Origin of the sequence: Gordonia sesuvii (genome assembly GCF_036350415.1) — a bacterium.
Classification (GTDB): domain Bacteria; phylum Actinomycetota; class Actinomycetes; order Mycobacteriales; family Mycobacteriaceae; genus Gordonia; species Gordonia sesuvii.
Genome location: NZ_JAZDUF010000002.1, coordinates 862,083 through 877,624, shown reverse-complemented (window position 1 = coordinate 877,624; position 15,542 = coordinate 862,083). Strand labels below are relative to the sequence as shown.

At 66.4% G+C, this 15,542-nt stretch carries 14 protein-coding genes; 5 read left to right on the top strand and 9 right to left on the bottom strand.

All coding sequences use genetic code 11. The features are described 5' to 3' along the window. Positions 1-2 precede the first annotated feature (2 nt). From VZC37_RS10705 to VZC37_RS10695, 3 genes are all read right to left on the bottom strand, one after another. A complete protein-coding gene (locus tag VZC37_RS10705; protein ID WP_330432429.1) occupies positions 3-878 on the bottom strand; it encodes a sugar phosphate isomerase/epimerase family protein in 876 nt (291 codons plus the stop codon). A 281-nt stretch (positions 879-1,159) separates the two neighbouring features. Beyond that, entirely contained in the window at positions 1,160-2,065 is a 906-nt protein-coding gene (locus VZC37_RS10700; protein ID WP_330432428.1) for a sugar phosphate isomerase/epimerase family protein, read from the bottom strand. A 64-nt stretch (positions 2,066-2,129) separates the two neighbouring features. Continuing rightward, positions 2,130-3,149 carry a Gfo/Idh/MocA family protein gene (locus tag VZC37_RS10695; protein WP_330432427.1) on the bottom strand — a complete coding sequence of 340 codons (1,020 nt, stop codon included), beginning with the start codon at positions 3,147-3,149 and terminating at the stop codon, positions 2,130-2,132. Positions 3,150-3,265: 116 nt separating this feature from the next. Here VZC37_RS10695 and VZC37_RS10690 point away from each other — a divergent pair, with 116 nt between their 5' ends. Next, complete coding sequence (locus VZC37_RS10690; RefSeq protein WP_330432426.1) at positions 3,266-4,303, top strand: LacI family DNA-binding transcriptional regulator; 1,038 nt, start codon at positions 3,266-3,268, stop codon at positions 4,301-4,303. 2 nt (positions 4,304-4,305) lie between these two features. On the opposite strand, the gene VZC37_RS10685 is transcribed toward VZC37_RS10690, so the two are convergent. The 4 genes from VZC37_RS10685 to VZC37_RS10670 all read right to left on the bottom strand — a co-directional run bounded on the left by VZC37_RS10685 (position 4,306) and on the right by VZC37_RS10670 (position 7,821). Next, positions 4,306-6,240 carry a primary-amine oxidase gene (locus VZC37_RS10685; protein WP_330432425.1) on the bottom strand — a complete coding sequence of 645 codons (1,935 nt, stop codon included), beginning with the start codon at positions 6,238-6,240 and terminating at the stop codon, positions 4,306-4,308. A 217-nt stretch (positions 6,241-6,457) separates the two neighbouring features. Beyond that, complete coding sequence (locus VZC37_RS10680) at positions 6,458-6,865, bottom strand: DoxX family protein (protein WP_330432424.1); 408 nt, start codon at positions 6,863-6,865, stop codon at positions 6,458-6,460. 39 nt (positions 6,866-6,904) lie between these two features. Next, positions 6,905-7,327, bottom strand: a complete 423-nt coding sequence (locus VZC37_RS10675; protein WP_330432423.1) for an organic hydroperoxide resistance protein — start codon at positions 7,325-7,327, stop codon at positions 6,905-6,907. After that, positions 7,324-7,821 (bottom strand): MarR family winged helix-turn-helix transcriptional regulator, encoded by a 498-nt coding sequence (locus VZC37_RS10670; protein WP_330432422.1) that lies wholly within the window; start codon positions 7,819-7,821, stop codon positions 7,324-7,326. Before VZC37_RS10670 ends, VZC37_RS10675 begins: the two co-directional genes overlap by 4 nt. A 105-nt stretch (positions 7,822-7,926) precedes the next feature. On the opposite strand from VZC37_RS10670, the gene VZC37_RS10665 reads away from it, so the two are divergent. Continuing rightward, positions 7,927-8,130: a hypothetical protein gene (locus tag VZC37_RS10665; protein ID WP_330432421.1), complete on the top strand. Its 204-nt coding sequence runs from the start codon at positions 7,927-7,929 to the stop codon at positions 8,128-8,130. Beyond that, a complete protein-coding gene (locus VZC37_RS10660; protein WP_330432420.1) occupies positions 8,127-9,641 on the top strand; it encodes a DUF7782 domain-containing protein in 1,515 nt (504 codons plus the stop codon). The genes VZC37_RS10665 and VZC37_RS10660 overlap by 4 nt, the downstream gene beginning before the upstream one ends. Positions 9,642-9,832: 191 nt before the next feature. Here the strand turns inward: VZC37_RS10660 and opgC are convergent, their stop codons facing one another. Both opgC and VZC37_RS10650 read right to left on the bottom strand, forming a co-directional pair. Continuing rightward, positions 9,833-10,993, bottom strand: a complete 1,161-nt coding sequence (gene opgC, locus VZC37_RS10655) for an OpgC domain-containing protein (RefSeq protein ID WP_330432419.1) — start codon at positions 10,991-10,993, stop codon at positions 9,833-9,835. A 128-nt stretch (positions 10,994-11,121) separates the two neighbouring features. Next, positions 11,122-12,906 carry an AMP-dependent synthetase/ligase gene (locus VZC37_RS10650; RefSeq protein WP_330432418.1) on the bottom strand — a complete coding sequence of 595 codons (1,785 nt, stop codon included), beginning with the start codon at positions 12,904-12,906 and terminating at the stop codon, positions 11,122-11,124. A gap of 230 nt (positions 12,907-13,136) precedes the next feature. Between VZC37_RS10650 and VZC37_RS10645 the strand changes: the two genes are divergently transcribed. Beyond that, the gene (locus VZC37_RS10645) at positions 13,137-14,909 is read left to right on the top strand and encodes a DEAD/DEAH box helicase (protein WP_330432417.1); all 1,773 of its coding nucleotides are present in this window, start codon (positions 13,137-13,139) and stop codon (positions 14,907-14,909) included. A 198-nt stretch (positions 14,910-15,107) separates the two neighbouring features. Then, positions 15,108-15,440, top strand: coding sequence for a rhodanese-like domain-containing protein (locus VZC37_RS10640; RefSeq protein ID WP_330432416.1), 333 nt, complete (start codon positions 15,108-15,110; stop codon positions 15,438-15,440). The last annotated feature ends 102 nt before the right edge of the window (positions 15,441-15,542 follow it).

Below are 15,542 nucleotides of genomic sequence, written 5' to 3'. Positions count from 1 at the left end.
TTTCAGGTCCTGTTCTTGGCGATGAGCTCGCGCATCGTGGCCAGCTGATACCGCGAGACCTCGTGCGCGTTCTCGTTCTCGGCGAACACACTGGAGACCATGACGGTGTCGTCGCGGTCGTAGAAGCCGATCTCACCCAGGGTGCCGAAGAACTCGTCCCAGTTGACGTCGCCGTCGCCGATCTTGAGGTGCTGATGTACGCGCACGGCGTTGCCAGGCGGATTGGTGATGTAGCGAAGACCATGGGAGGCATGATGATCCATGGTGTCGGCGACATGGACCAGGCGCAGCATGTCGCCGGCGGTGGTCATGATCTCGGCCATGTTCCCGCCCATGTGGAAGCTGTGGCAGGCGACATACACCAGACCGAAGTTCTTCGAGTTGATGCCGCGGATCATCCGGATGGCGGCGAGACCGTCCTCGACGAAATCGTCGGGATGTGGATCGATCCGCACGTCGATACCTTCGCGCTCGATGATCGGCACCAGTTCTTCCATCGACCGGTAGAAGGCCCGTTCGGACTCCTCGGGCTTTTCGGGGCGGCCGGAGAATTCGGTGTTCATCACGTTGACGCCGAGGTCGACGGTGATCTGAATCGCCCGCTTCCAGTAGCGGACCGCGGCCTCGCGGGCGTCCTCGTCCGGTCCGGACCAGCGCAGCACCGGCAGCACCGAGGCGATGCCGACGCCCGCGTCGGCGCAGGCCTTGCGGAACTTCGCCACCAGGGCGTCGTCGGCCTTGGGGTGGTTGAAGAACGGAATCATGTCCACATGCGGGGTCAACTGCAGATACTCGTAGCCGAGATCGGCGACGACGCCGGGCAATTCGAGCAATGAGTGGCTGTGGTGGAACGGGGTGGGGTCGAGTGCAACCTTCATGTTGTCTCTTTCTCGTGTGGTGGCCCTTCGTGACCCTTCGATACCCTTCGATACGCTCGCAAGCTCGCTACTCAGGGCGGCGCGCTCGCAAGCTCGCTACTCAGGGACCAGGGGGAACGATGCTCGCGTCCCAATCACCTGTTCCCTGAGGAGGTTCGGAGCGCTAGCGGAGGACCGTCACGAAGGGCCCTTCGTGACCCTTTGTGACGCTCGCAAGCTCGCTCCTCAGGGATCGGGGTGACGCTCGCAGGCTCGCTCCTCAGGGACCGGGGGATATGTGGTCAGCGAAAGCGGACGGCCGGCACACCGCAGGAACCCAGGTACTTCTGGGTGCGCTGGGCGATGGGCAACGGGGCATCGGGGGAGCAGGGGTACATGTCCTGTTCGACGATGGCGAAGATGTCGATGTCGAGGTCGGCGACCGCCTCGAGCAGCGGCGGCATCTCCGGGATGCCACGAGGCGGTTCGGTCATCGCACCCAGGCGCACGGCCTCACCGAACGGCAGGTCGTCGGCGGCCACCTTGGCGCGGACCGTCTCGTCGACCTGCTTGAGGTGCAGGTATCCGATGCGCTCGGAATGGTTGTGGATGATCGCGAGATTGTCTCCGCCGCAATAGCTCACGTGACCGGTGTCGAGACAGAGGTTCACGAACTCGCCGTCGGTGTTGTCGAGGAACCGGTAGATGTTCTCCTCGGTGTCCACGTGACTGTCCGCGTGCGGATGGTACTGCGCACGCACACCGTACTTCTCGAACATGGCCTTGCCGAGCTCGTTCATGCCCTCGGTCTTCTTGCGCCACTGCGCATCTGTCAGGTCACGGTCCTCGAGGACTTCGCCGGTCGCGGGGTCGCGCCACATCTCCGGAATCACAACGACGTGTTTGCCGCCGACCGCCGCCGTGAGTTTGGCGACGTCCTCGATCTGTGTCCATACCGCGTCCCACGAATCATCCTGGTGCAGGTGCTCGAAGACGGTGCCGGCCGAGAGCTTCAGTCCACGCTCGCCGAGTTCATCGAGCAGGTGCTTCGGGTCGGTGGGCAGGTAACCGAACGGGCCCAGCTCGATCCACTCGTAGCCGGAGGCCGCGACCTCGTCGAGGAATCGGGTGTAGGGGGTCTGCTGTGGATCGTCCGGGAACCAGACGCCCCAGGAGTCGGGCGCGGATCCGACGATGATGTTGCTCATGCTGTGTCCCTTCGTTGGGTCGGACTGTTGGCGGGTCTGCTCGGGGGTTCACCGAGCGGAAGTGTCACCGAGCTGGGGTGCTCACGAGTACGGGGTAGGAGATGCGTGCGAGGCGGCCGGATTCCAACGACCGGGTGGCCGCCTCGGCGACCGCTTGGGCCTTGAGCGCCTCGCCCAGGGTGGGGCCGACGGCGGCCCCCGACGTGATGGCGGCGAGAAAGTGATCAAGGGCGGCGCGATAGGTCGGTGCGACTCGCTCGAACCAGCCCGCGTGCAGCCCATCGCCGACGACACGGCCCGAGCCGTACCGGACCACCGAACCCACGCGATGCCGACCGGACTCGATCAGGCCGTCCGAGCCGAGCACCTCGATGCGCTCGTCGTACCCGTACCCGGTGCGTCGCGTGCAGTCGATCTGCACCAGCGCGCCGCTGGGCATCCGCAACGTCGCCGCCGAGGTGTCGACATCACCGAGGTGAGCCATCCGGGGATCGGTGAAGACCGATCCGGTGGCGAATACGGACTCCGGGTCCTCCCCGGTGATCCAGCGCGCGAGATCGAAGAAGTGCACTGCCTGGTCGCGCATCTGTCCGCCGGACGCTTCGATATAGCCGAACGGGGGCAGGGCCGGACCGCGAGACGTCATCTGCACCAGTTCAACGGTCCCGATGTCGCCGGATCGCACCGATCGCTGCAACTCCGCGTGGTCGCGGTCGAACCGTCTGTTGAAATCCACCATCATCGGTGCTCCCGGCACGCCGATCTCCGCGACCACTTCGTTCGCCCGGGTGAGGTCGAGGTCGATGGGCTTCTCGCACAACGTGGCAAGTCCCGCGTCGGCGGCGTGGCGCAGGTGGTCGGCGTGGCTGTCGGTGGACGACGCGATCAGAACGGCATCGGTCGACTGAGCGTCGAAGACCTGGTCGAGATCGAGCGCGCGGGTCTGCGACCTTGCGGCGAGAGCCGCCGCGCGCGGCGCATCGAGGTCATGGACACCCACGAACTCCACCTCGGGGTGTTCGGCGAGGTTCGTCGCATGCACGGAGCCGATGAATCCGGCGCCGATCAGGGCGATTCGTACCAACTCGAGCTCCTCCGCGAGAATGTGTGGGACAATACTGGGACCGGTCCCAGTCGTCACCATACGTGGCGTGGGTCACGAGGGCAAGGGTTCGCGTCGGAACAATAGGATGGTTGATCGTGAGTCATGACGAAGTCGCGTCCGACGTCGCGGCGGCTCCTCGCCGCGCGACGATCCGCGATGTCGCCGCTCATGCCGGCGTCTCCAAGTCGGTGGTGTCCCGAGTGCTGCGCGACGAACCCAATGTCAGCGCGGAGCGACGTGAGCGGGTCCGCTCGGCGATGACCGAGTTGAACTATCGCCCCAACTCGATCGCCCGTGGACTCTCCGAATCACGTAGCGGCACAGTCGGTGTCGTCATCAACGATCTGCGAAACCCCTGGTATGTCAGCCTGCTCGAAGGCCTGGCCACCACGTTCGACGCGGTGGACGTCGCGCCCCTTCTGGTCGACAGTCGCCTCGACCACCAGGTCGGCCGCAACACCGTCGAGACATTGCTGTCGCGACAGGTCGACGGACTCGTGGTGGTCGGCACGACCGATGCGAGGGTGGACGTCGAACGTGCCGCCGAGTCGATTCCGGTGGTTCTCGCCGGGACACTCGAACCCGATCTGCCGACCGTGGACATCGCGGTGGACGATGACCATCTCGGTGCCCGGCTGGCCACCGAGCACCTCCTCGCTCTCGGGCACCGACGTCTGGCACACATTCAGGGTCCCGGAATGGTCGGGCGACTGCGGCGCAAGGGATTCGAGGACGCGATCGCAGCGGCCGACGCGGGCGTGGAGCACGTCGTCGAGTTCGGTGGGACCACCGAGGAGGGTGGCTACGCCGCGACCGGACGGTTGCTCGACACGGCGGCACCGCCGACAGCCATCTTGGCGTTCAACGACATGGCGTGCCTGGGGGCGATGTCCGCCGCGGACGACCGCGGCGTCTCGGTGCCGGGCGATCTGTCACTGATCGGGTACGACGACACCCGGCTGGCGAGCCTGAGGCACATCTCCCTGACGTCGGTTGACAACGGGAACTTCGCCGTCGGGGCGCAGGGGGCCAAGTTCCTGCTCCGCCGTATGGACCGACTGACGGCTCCGCAGCAGATCTATCGTCACCCACCGCGACTGGCGGTGCGACGGACCACGTCGGCACCGCGCTGAGCTCACCGATCGTCGCTGCAACAGTGCTTCGACGCGTTCGGCGGCACGTTCATGACGGGGTTGGCGTCGCAGAAGTTGTACGGCTTCAAGGTGAACCCTGCGTAGTCGGTGGGCATGATGGGCCAGTCCTCGGTGCGGGGAAAGTGGGTCAGGCCGAATGTGTGCCAGAGGACGATGTCCTCGCCGTCCACCGGCCGGTCCGCCGCCTGGTAGGCCGGCAGCCCCTGTCCCAGCGCACTCTGGTTCACGAAATCACCTGCCGCATACCGCTCGGAGGCGTCGTATCGGGTGACCCAGAGCGCCCGCGTGGTGAATCCGGCGCGTCCCGCGATCGAGGATTCCGGGTCTGCGAGCAGCATCGGGGTCTGCTCGGCGTGGAGCGCGTAGGAGGGATGGTGGCCCATCCGGCCGGTCTTCTCGGTGTTCACGATGTGCCATGTGCGTCCCGATCCGGCGTCGGCCATCCGGGCGCCATCGGCCTCCGACGCGATCCGTGTCCTGGCGACGGTGAACGCGTTGCCCCAGGGATTGCCGTCACCCATCGGAACCCGCACCGCGTCGACCTCGTCGACGGCGTTGGCGAGGCCGTCGACCATCATGTCGAGGCGGGCACTGAACAGGTGCTGGTGATAGGGGAGTCCGAGGCCGGGTGCGACCAGGGTCTGGTGATCCGATCCCTCCTCGGGATACGCAGCGGTGAAGGCGATGCCCGTCAGCTTCGCCTCGAGCGCGATGGTGCCGTCGAGGTAGAGATACCAGTAGAACCCGTAGTCATAGTTGCCGACCGTGGTGAAGAAGCTGATCACCAGCCGCCGTTGCCGCCGGACCTCGCTCATGCCGGTGAAGATGTCGGAGTGCTTCCAGAGCGTCCCGTAGTCCTCTTCGTGCATGCAGATACCGTTCTTGACGGTCCGCGGGCAACCTTGCTCGTCGGCGAGGGTGAGGTCGAAGTAGTAGATCTCGCCGAGACAGTCGCAGCCCAGCGCCAACTCGTTCGCATAGCGGCCGAACACGTATTCGCCGGTGTCGAAGTAGTTCTGCCAGTAGCGGCTCGGGGACGGGTCCGCGTAGGGGACGACCATCTCGTTGATCGATGCGCGGTAGAGGACGTCGCGGCCCTGGTACCGGAGTTTGCGGAGGATCAGGCCCTCGCGTTGATCGTAGGAGATGTCCAGAGACCAGTTGGCCCACTCGATGTGCTCTCCCGAGACGGTGAAACTGGGACCCTCCGGTTGGGTGATCTCGATGGGCTTGAGACCTTCGAGCGGCGGGCCCGCGACCTCCGGGGTGTCGAAGTTGCCCGACTCCGCGGGTACGTCGAAGACCCGGTGATCGACGAGGTCGACGAGCTCGCGGTTGATGATGTCGACGTAGGCGCAGAGGCCGTCGACGGGATGAGCCCACGGCAGGTCCTTGTCGTGTTGCTGCACGAAGGCGAACGAGCGGACTATGCGCTTTCCGGCCTCGCCGGGGTTCTCGTAGGTTCCCGCCGACAGCGGTACGGCAACGGTCTTCGACGGATCGACGCCGCGTTTGCGGAGGGCGTCGCGCCAACGTGGTTCACCGGCCAGGAACTCGGCGACGAGTTCGAACTCCGCATCCAGGATGGGCAGTTGGCCGACGGCGTGGTCGATCTCGTCCGTGGAGATCACGTGCCCCAGGGACACCGACACCACGGCGTCGAGCGCGTCTCCGGTGGCGGTATCGAGCAGCATGACCCGGGCGCGGCGGTCCGGCGCCGGACCGGAACCGGCCTCGAATGCGAGGATCGCCGTCTTCTCGGGTTCGTCGAGTCCGACGTAGACGAACCGTGTGGTGGTCGAGACATGGCCTGCTTCGGCGAGAATGGTTCGCGCGGAGATGATCTCGGTTGCACTCAGGCTACGCAGCGGGTTGGTGAGGTCGGTCGGGTTGGGTGCGTCGTCGAGGGTGGTCATCGCAGTGTCGCCTTTCTGGCGTCCGGAGAACGCGAGCGCAGAGAGATCGCGTCGGGTGAGTGGTCCGTATGCCCCGGCATTGCGGCGACGGATGACGTTCCTGCACCAGATGTAGCACGATCTCGGCGACGATGAGAGCCATCGACGGCTCGGCAGTATCGCCGAGCCGTCGAGTGGTGGTTGTGGCCGGTGTGGTTGCCGGCCTATAGGCGGCGTATCAGCCGCGGGCGTACCAGGCGGCCGCGACGAGGGCCGGCTGGCCGAACAGCCGCCCGAGTCGCTTGCCGTCGGTATCGAGGCCGAAGGCGTCGATCTTCTCCCGGTACTGATGGATGTTGCCGGGGAAGACGGCGACGAAGAAGGCGGCGGCGATCGCGCCGACCGTCCGGCGGTGACGTGGGAGGGCGATCAGGCTCAGGCCCAGACCGACCTCGGCCACCCCGGAGGCGATGACCGTGAGATCTTTGTCCAGCGGGATCACGTCGGGGACCTGGGCCTGGAACTCCTTGCGCTGGAACGTGAGATGACCGACACCCGCGGTGGTGAGGATGGTGCCCAGCGCGAGTCGTGCGATGCGGGGTCCGCGGGCGTCTTTCTTGGTGCGAATCAGATCGAGGGAAGCCATAGGTCCTTTCAGGGAGGTGCGGACGGGAGTGGAAGTGTCTCAGTCGTCGGCGATGGTCAGCGTGACGTCGATGTTCCCGCGGGTGGCATTCGAGTACGGGCAGACCTCGTGCGCCTTGTCGACGAGTTCCTTGGCTGCACCCGCCTCCACCGCGGGCAGCGTGACCTCTAGCTCGACGGCCAGTTCGAAGCCGCCGGAATCGTTGGAGCCCAACGACACCCGGGCACCGACGGTGGAGTCGGTGACGTCCGCGCCGGCCTGACCGGCAACGAGCCGCAGCGCGCTGTGGAAGCAGGCCGCGTAGCCGGTCGCGAACAGCTGCTCGGGGTTGGTGCCGACACCCGAACCGCCGAGTTCCTTGGGCATGTCCAGATCGAGGTCGAGCTTCCCGTCCGACGAACGAGCGTGTCCGTTGCGGCCGTCACCCGTGGCGAGGGCCTCGGCGGTGTAGATCGGGTTCATGGTGCGTCCTTTCGGGTGGTTGGTTCATCGAGATGCCGACGCAGTTCGCCGGTCAGTTGATGCAGAGTGGTGCGGAGCCGGACCAGATCATCGATGTCGAAGGGGATCTCGTTGTCGACGTACTGCTCGGCGGCTTCCGCGATCGCCGATGTCAGCGAGTCGTACACGCAGTCCGCGCGGGCCCCGAGGGCGGCGCCCTCGGGCGTGAGGGCCACGGTGACCGACCGTTCGTCTTCCGTCGATCGGCGGCGGGTCAGATATCCGAGCGTCTCGAGCCTGCGGAGCAGCGGGGATACCGTGCCGGAATCCAGTTGCAATCGCCGGCACAGTCGGGTCACGGTGATCTCGTCCTCTTCCCAGAGGACCAGCATCGCGAGGTACTGCGGGTAGGTCAGCCCCAGCTCGGCCAGCCCGGGCCGCTGCGCCGCGATCACTGCCCGCGACGCCGAGTACAGCGCGAAACAGAGCTGCTCATCGAGTCGAACATCGGTCACGTCCCCGACGCTACACGATTTTGGTTGTGCACAACATAAGTCCTGGGACCCCCTTCGCCGTCAACCGTGGTTGACGAGACGTCGCGCAGACGGCACGCTGGTGTCATGAAGACGGGATTCGACGCCGATGACGGGCGGACGCCGGTCGAGGAACTCGCGCGGGTTGCCGCCCGGCGACGCGACCTCGCTCGCGAGGAGGAGGTGGCGGTCCGGCGGGCCCGGCACGCCGGGCTCTCGTGGGCCGAGATCGGACTGCTGCTCGGCGTGTCGAAACAGGCGATGCACAAGAAGTACCGGAAGGTCGGATGACCGCCGGCATGCCGCTCACCGACGCGAACGTCGTCGATGCGCTCGGCAGGGATCTACGCTGCGCCGGGTACACCGGCGACGGGGTCGGCGACCTCCTCGGCGAGGCCGCGAACGAGGCGCTCGGTCGTGGTGTCTGGTGGCCCGCGCTTGCCGCCACCCGTGGGGTACCGGAGGAGACCGTGGCGCTCGCGACCATCACGCGCCTTTTCCTGCTCGGCGCCGACGAGTCGGAAGCAGATGTGGCGGCGGCATTTCCGGAGTCCGGGATCGATGCGCTGCTCGGCAACGGCGTGCTCACCCGAGCCGGTGGCGGCATGCTGCGGGCCGCGCTCGACATCCGTCCGCACGCCGACGACGTCCGCGATTATCTCGTCGTGTCCGATCAGGACGCCGTGATGCGCGCCGCTCCGGTGGCGCCCGACCACGTCCTCGGCATCGGCGGCGCGTCGGTGTCGTTGGCGCGGGCGGTGATCCGGCGACCTGTACACCGTGCGCTCGACATCGGGACCGGCTGTGGCATCCAGGCGCTGCACCTCGACACGCACTGCGACGAGATCGTCGCAACCGACACCAACCCGCGGGCGCTGGCGCTGGCCGCGGCGACCGCCCGTCTCAACGACATGAGCTGGGACCTGCGTTCGGGCAGCCTGTTCGAACCCGTTGCGGGGGAGCGGTTCGACCTGATCGTGTCTAACCCCCCGTTCGTCATCGGGGCGGGAACGCAGGACTACATCTACCGCGATTCCGGAGTCGCCGGCGACGCACTGTGCGCCGATCTGATCCGACAGGTTCCCGCTCACCTCAATCCTGGTGGTACAGCACAGCTGCTGGCGAACTGGATGGTGCCGAACGACACGGATTGGCAGGACCGGGTGCGGGGATGGCTCGCCGGCACCGGACTCGACGCATGGGTGGTGCAACGTGAGTTCGCCGATCCCATCACCTATATCTCGCTGTGGCTCTCGGATGCCGGGGAGTCGACCGACGTCGCGGCGGAGCGGGGAGCGCGATGGCTGGACTGGTTCCGCGAGAACGACATCGCCGGCATCGGGATGGGGTCGATCACGCTGCGGCGTCCGCCCGACGGGTCACACGGCGAGCCGGACCAGGTCATCGAAGAGATCGTCGGCGCAGGGGAGGAGATCACCGGATCGGAAGCCGAAGCGTTCCTGGCTCGACGTCACTACCTGCGGACGACGACCGACGAGCAACTGCTCGCCACGAGGCTGTCGTCGGCGCCGATCTTCCTGGACGAGCAGTACCTTCCCGGCAGTGAAGGTTGGCAACAGGTCTCGGCCGCGGTACGACGTCCGGGCGGTCCCGGCGCGGTCCTCGGTGTGGACGAGGTCTCGCGTGCGCTCCTGGCCGGGTGCCGCGGTGAGGTGCCGTTGGCCGCGCTGATCGACTTGCTCGCCGGATTCCACGGGGTGGAGGCCGAAGCGCTTGCACAGGCGGCGCTGCCGGTCGTGCGAGAGGCGATCGGGCGGGGGATTCTCTACGAGGCGAGGTAGATGATCGTCACCACCTGGTCCCTGAGGAGATCCGGAGCGCTAGCGGAGGATCGTCACGAAGGGCCGCCCTTCGTGACCCTTCGATACGCTCGCAAGCTCGCTACTCAGGGCGGCGCGCTCGCAAGCTCGCTCCTCAGGGACCGGGGTGAAGCTCGCTCCTCAGGGGGCGGGGGCGCTCGCAAGCTCGCTGCTCAGGGGGCCGGGGTGACGCTCGCAAGTTCCTTCCGGTCCGACGGGGCCGGGGCTCCGGGACCACCGGGATCTCCCCGAAACCGGTTGTGCAGCACCATCGGCAACCGGTGCAGTTTGTCGATCGCGAACTCGCGACGGAACTCCGCCCACGCCCAGCACAACCCGAACACCACGATCACGACGCACAGACTCGTCGTTGTGCTCCACGGGCGATGGGCGATATGAATGGGCAGGATGACGAGCGCGAGCGCTTGCAGCACGTAGGAGTCGAGGCTGCGGGTGCCGGTCATCACCAGCGGGCGGAGCCAGTCGTGATGCCATCGGCGCAGCAGCATCACGAACACGCCGTAGATCGCCGGCACCAGCAGCCACGCGCCGAGGGCGCGTGCGGGACGGAAGTCCAACTTGTCGGCGAGCGCGGGTTCGAAACGCACCCAGGGCCCCGCGTCGACCCCGAAGTGCATCAGCAGGGCGAAACCGACCGCGGTCGCCACGACGAGTGCGAGGTGCCTTTCGATGACTCCCGCCACATCCCAGTCCCGCCATTTCCAGCCGATCACCACCGCGGGCACGAACATGATCTGCCAGCCCGCCCAGTTCTGGATGCGGTGTCCCTCGGTGAACGAGGTGACGTAGAACCAATCCGGCGACCACAGCAGTGAGATCCCGTACAGCACCAGGGACCCGGCGATGACGATCTGCCACCGGTTCCGCATCAACAAGGGAAACAGCAGGAACGCCGATGCTATCAGCACCATGTACAGCAACAGGATGTTCCCGCCGCTGGGGAGATAGCGCATCGTGATCGCCAGTTGCAGACCGTCCCACCAGCCGTCGACGGGGAGCAGCAGGGTGAGCCAGCGGTGGCCGGCGAGTGCGGCGGCGACAGCGACAATCGAGATGGTCAGCTGGCACACATACAGCACCGCCAGCCGTCGCGTCAGGCGCCGATACGCGAACCGCAACGACTCACGTTCGATCCATCGGCGATAGACCAAGCCGAGGACCAGGCCGGAGAGCAGCACGAACGCCGACATTCCGTCGACGTACGGGTACGCATGGGTGGGCGCCGCGATGCGCGTGCCGGCGGCGAAATGTAGCGAGATCATGCTCCAGATCGCGAGCCCCCGCGTCGCGTCGATGGCGAGATCTCTGTTCATCGGCTGTCAGAATACCTGGGGCGGAGCAGGATCCCGGTCTCGGCGAAGCCGGTGTCGCGGAGATGACATGCCGCGACACACCAAACGCCCGGCCCCAACTTCGGAGACCGGGCGTCTGGCCAGTGCGATCAGGTGTAGAGGTCCGCAATCGCCTTCTTGTGTGCGTCGTGGATCACGTTGCGCTTCAACTTCATCGTCGGGGTCAGCTCGCCCGACTCGATCGTGAAGTCGCCCTCCAGGATGGCGAACTTCTTGATCGCCTCGGCGTTGGACACCTTGGTGTTGGCATCCTTCACGGCCGCGTCGATCTCGCCTCGTAGCGTCTCGTTCTGCGCGAGATCCGCCATGGAGGTGTCCGCGGGCAGGCTGTGACGCTCGAGCCAGCCGGGCGCGGCCTCGGGATCGATGGTGATCAGAGCGGCGATGAACGGCTTGTTGTCGCCGACCACCAGGCACTGGGAGACCATCGGATGTGCTCGGATGGTGTCCTCGAGCTGTGCAGGCGAGACGTTCTTGCCGCCCGCGGTGACGATGAGCTCCTTCTTACGCCCGGTGATGAACAGATAGCCGTCGTCGAGGTGGCCGATGTCGCCGGTGTGGAACCAGCCGTCCTTGATGGACTCGGCGGTGGCCTTCTCGTTCTTCCAGTACCCGCCGAACACGACGGGTCCCTTGAGCAGGACCTCGCCGTCGTCGGCGATGCCGACCGTCACGCCCGGGACCGGTCGTCCGACCGAGCCGACCTTCTGGTGGTCCTCGTTGTTCGCGGTCACCGCGGCAGTGGTCTCCGACAGTCCGTAGCCCTCGTAGACGGGGATGCCGACGCCGCGGAAGAAGTGCCCGAGGCGGGCGCCGAGCGGCGCGCCACCGGAGATCGCGCCCTCGCAGTTGCCGCCGAGCGCGGCGCGCAGCTTGCCGTACACGAGCCGGTCGAACAATGCGTGCTTGATCTTCAGGCCGAGTCCGGGGCTGCCGTCCTCGAGTGCCTTGCTGTAGGCGATGGCCGTGTCGGCGGCGCGGTCGAAGATCGAACCCTTGCCGCCGTCGTAGGCCTTCTGCTTGGCGGAGTTGTAGACCTTCTCGAAGACGCGCGGAACCGACAGCACGTAGTTCGGCTTGAACTTGCCGAGATCCTCGATCAGGTTCGGGATGTCGTTGGTGTGTCCGAGGATGACACCGTTCTCGATGCATCCGACGGCGACGACGCGGGCGAACACATGGGCGAGCGGGAGGAACAGGAGAGTCGACTTGCCTTCGACCATCCCGGCCCCGACGGCGTCACGGGTCGCGGCGCATTCGGCGAGGAAGTTCGCGTGGGTGAGGACCACACCCTTCGGCTTGCCGGTGGTGCCCGAGGTGTAGATGAGGGTCGCGGCATCGGACGACAGTGCCTGGGCGCGGCGGGCGTCGAGCTCCTCGTCGCCCAGTTTGGCGCCCCGCTTGGTGATCGTGGCCAGCGCATGATCGTCGATCACGAGGGTCTCGCGCAGCGCGGGGGCCTCATCGATGACGCGGATGTGCTTGGTGTAGTGCGAATGTCCCTCGACGAACAGCAGAGCGGTGCCGGAATCCTCGAGGATCCACTGCACCTGGTCGGGCGCCGAGGTCTCGTAGATCGCCACCGTGGTGCCGCCGGCCCGCCAGATGGCGTAGTCGAGAACCGTCCACTCGTATCGCGTCGACGACAGGATCGCAACGCGCTCGCCGGGCTTGATCCCCGATGCGATGAGACCCTTCGCCACCGCGTCGACCTCGTCGACGAACTGCTTGGCGGTGACGTTGATCCACTGATCCCCAGAGCGCCGCTTCAGCAGCGGCATCGTCGGACGTTCGGCCCGATAGCGGAGAATGCTGTCGATGGTCGTCGCCTTGTCCTCGATGGCGAGGTCGGACGGTGTGGTGTATTCCTGCATGGCGGCTCCCCTACGCGCACGAAATGGGTCATAACGGACACTGTGTTGTCCGCTTCAACACGTCAGCTCTGTTGAGTGGAACTGACGGTACCAGTATCCGTGGTCGGCATCACAGAACGGTGTCCGCGGAGCGTAGCCGCGGTCACAGCACTCCGTGTCAGATCTCGAGGATTCCGCCTGCGGGGCGTTCGGCCACTAGAGTTGGCCAGTGTGAAGAGGACTGCGCGCGCATGAGTGCCACCGAGGATCCGGACGGCTCCACGGGAGCCGGTGACATCACCTTCGACGACCTCGACATCGCGCCGAAAGTCCGGCAGGCCATCGCGGATGTGGGATACGAGACGCCGTCGCCGATCCAGGCCGCGACGATCCCGCCGCTGATGGACGGTCGCGACGTCGTGGGGCTCGCCCAGACCGGCACCGGGAAGACCGCTGCCTTCGCGATCCCCATCCTGTCGCGGCTCGACCCGTCGTCGCGCCGACCGCAGGCGTTGGTCCTGGCCCCCACGCGGGAGCTGGCGCTCCAGGTCGCCGAGGCCTTCGGGCGTTACTCCGCGCACCTACCCGAGGTCCGGGTCCTGCCGATCTACGGCGGCCAGAGCTACGGGGTCCAGCTGTCCGGTCTACGCCGCGGCGCCCAGGTGATCGTGGGGACGCCCGGCCGCGTCATCGATCACCTGGACAAGGGGACGCTGGACATCTCCGAACTCGACTTCCTGGTGCTCGACGAGGCCGACGAGATGTTGACCATGGGATTCGCCGAGGATGTCGAGCGCATTCTCGCCGAGACGCCGGACGACAAGCAGGTCGCGCTCTTCTCGGCCACCATGCCGAGCGCCATCCGACGTTTGGCGCAGCGCTACCTGAACGATCCGCAGGAGATCACCGTCAAGTCGCGGACGGCGACGGCGCAGAACATCACCCAGCGCTATCTGCAGGTGTCACATCAGCGCAAACTCGACGCACTGACCAGATTCCTGGAGGTCGAGACCTTCGACGCCATGATCGTGTTCGTCCGCACCAAGTCCGCGACCGAGGAGCTCGCGGAGAAGTTGCGTTCGCGCGGATTCTCCGCGGTCGCGATCAACGGTGACATGGCGCAGGCACAACGCGAGCGGACCATCAACCAGCTCAAGAGCGGCTCCATCGACATCCTCGTGGCCACCGACGTGGCCGCCCGCGGGCTCGATGTGGACCGCATCTCGCACGTCGTCAACTACGACATCCCGCACGACACCGAGTCCTACGTCCACCGCATCGGTCGCACCGGTCGGGCCGGTCGTTCCGGAAACGCCTTGTTGTTCGTCTCCCCGCGAGAGCGTCACCTGCTCCGGGCCATCGAACGGGCCACGCGCTCGACCCTCGCCGAGATCGGTCTACCCAGCGTCGAGGACGTCAATGCCCAGCGCGTGGCGAAGTTCGCCGACTCGATCACCGAGAACCTTGCGTCCGACAACCTCGATCTGTTCCGCAAGCTCGTGGAGGACTACGCGCAGGAGCACGATGTCGCCCTGGCCGACGTCGCCGCGGCATTGGCGCTCGAGACCCGTGACGGCGGCTTCCTGATGGCACCCGATCCGCCCGAGGGTGTACGAGCCGAACGTCGGGAGCGGGCCCCACGTGGGTCGGGTGGCCAGTTCGCCACGTACCGGATCGCAGTCGGACGCCGTCACAAGGTGTCGCCGGGGTCCATCGTCGGCGCCATCGCGAACGAAGGCGGGCTGACCAGGGGCGACTTCGGCAACATCAGCATCCGTGACGACTTCTCGTTGGTCGAACTCCCCGAGAACCTCGACAACGAGACCTTGGCCTCGCTGCGGCACACCAAGATCGGGAAGAACCCCATCGACATCCGGCGTGACTACGGGCCGCCACGCACTCGCGGCGGTGCCAAACGTGGGCAGGGCCAGCGCGGCGGTGGGACCCGCGACGGCTACGGAAAACGGTCGGACACCTGGGGAAAGCGCGGTCCGAAGCGGATCGCCGGCCGCGGCCGCGGCTGAGCGAATCCATAGGAGTCCCTGAGAATTTCACGCCTGGTGGGGCAGAACTTGCCGGATCGAGATAATTCCGTAACCTTTGTGTGGGGGTTCGAAGGATACGTGATCGATGACCACGCCATGGCGTGGGGCGCCGACCGAAGCCGACGTACACCCTCGATCATTGGACAACGAGATACACACAGGAACGGTGAGTCACCAGTGTCAGTGGTGAATTCGATAACAGCAGCCGACGCACGAGAGCACTGCCAGAGGTCGCGGGCAGTCCTCGTCGACGCACGCCCGCAGGTGATGCGCCACCAGGGAAGCCTTCCCGGGGCGGTCGTCGTGGAGCCGACCGACGTGCGGGAGCACTTCACACCCACGCCGTCGGGGACATTCCCGGTCGTGCGCAACCCCGACACCGAGATCGCTGTCGTGTCCGTCTCGTCCCAGGCCCCCGTCATCGCCGAGGAGATCGCCGGTCTGGGCTACACCAATGTGCGCTACGTCGACGGTGGCTACCGCGCCATGCGGTCGCAGTTCCAGGAGTAGTCCGGTCTCTCGCGGCGGGGTCGGATTGGTAGCGTGCGGGAGGTATCCACGCCCGTGATCCAGCCGAGGACGCCGGCGCAGGCGTACGCAGGAGGGATCGAG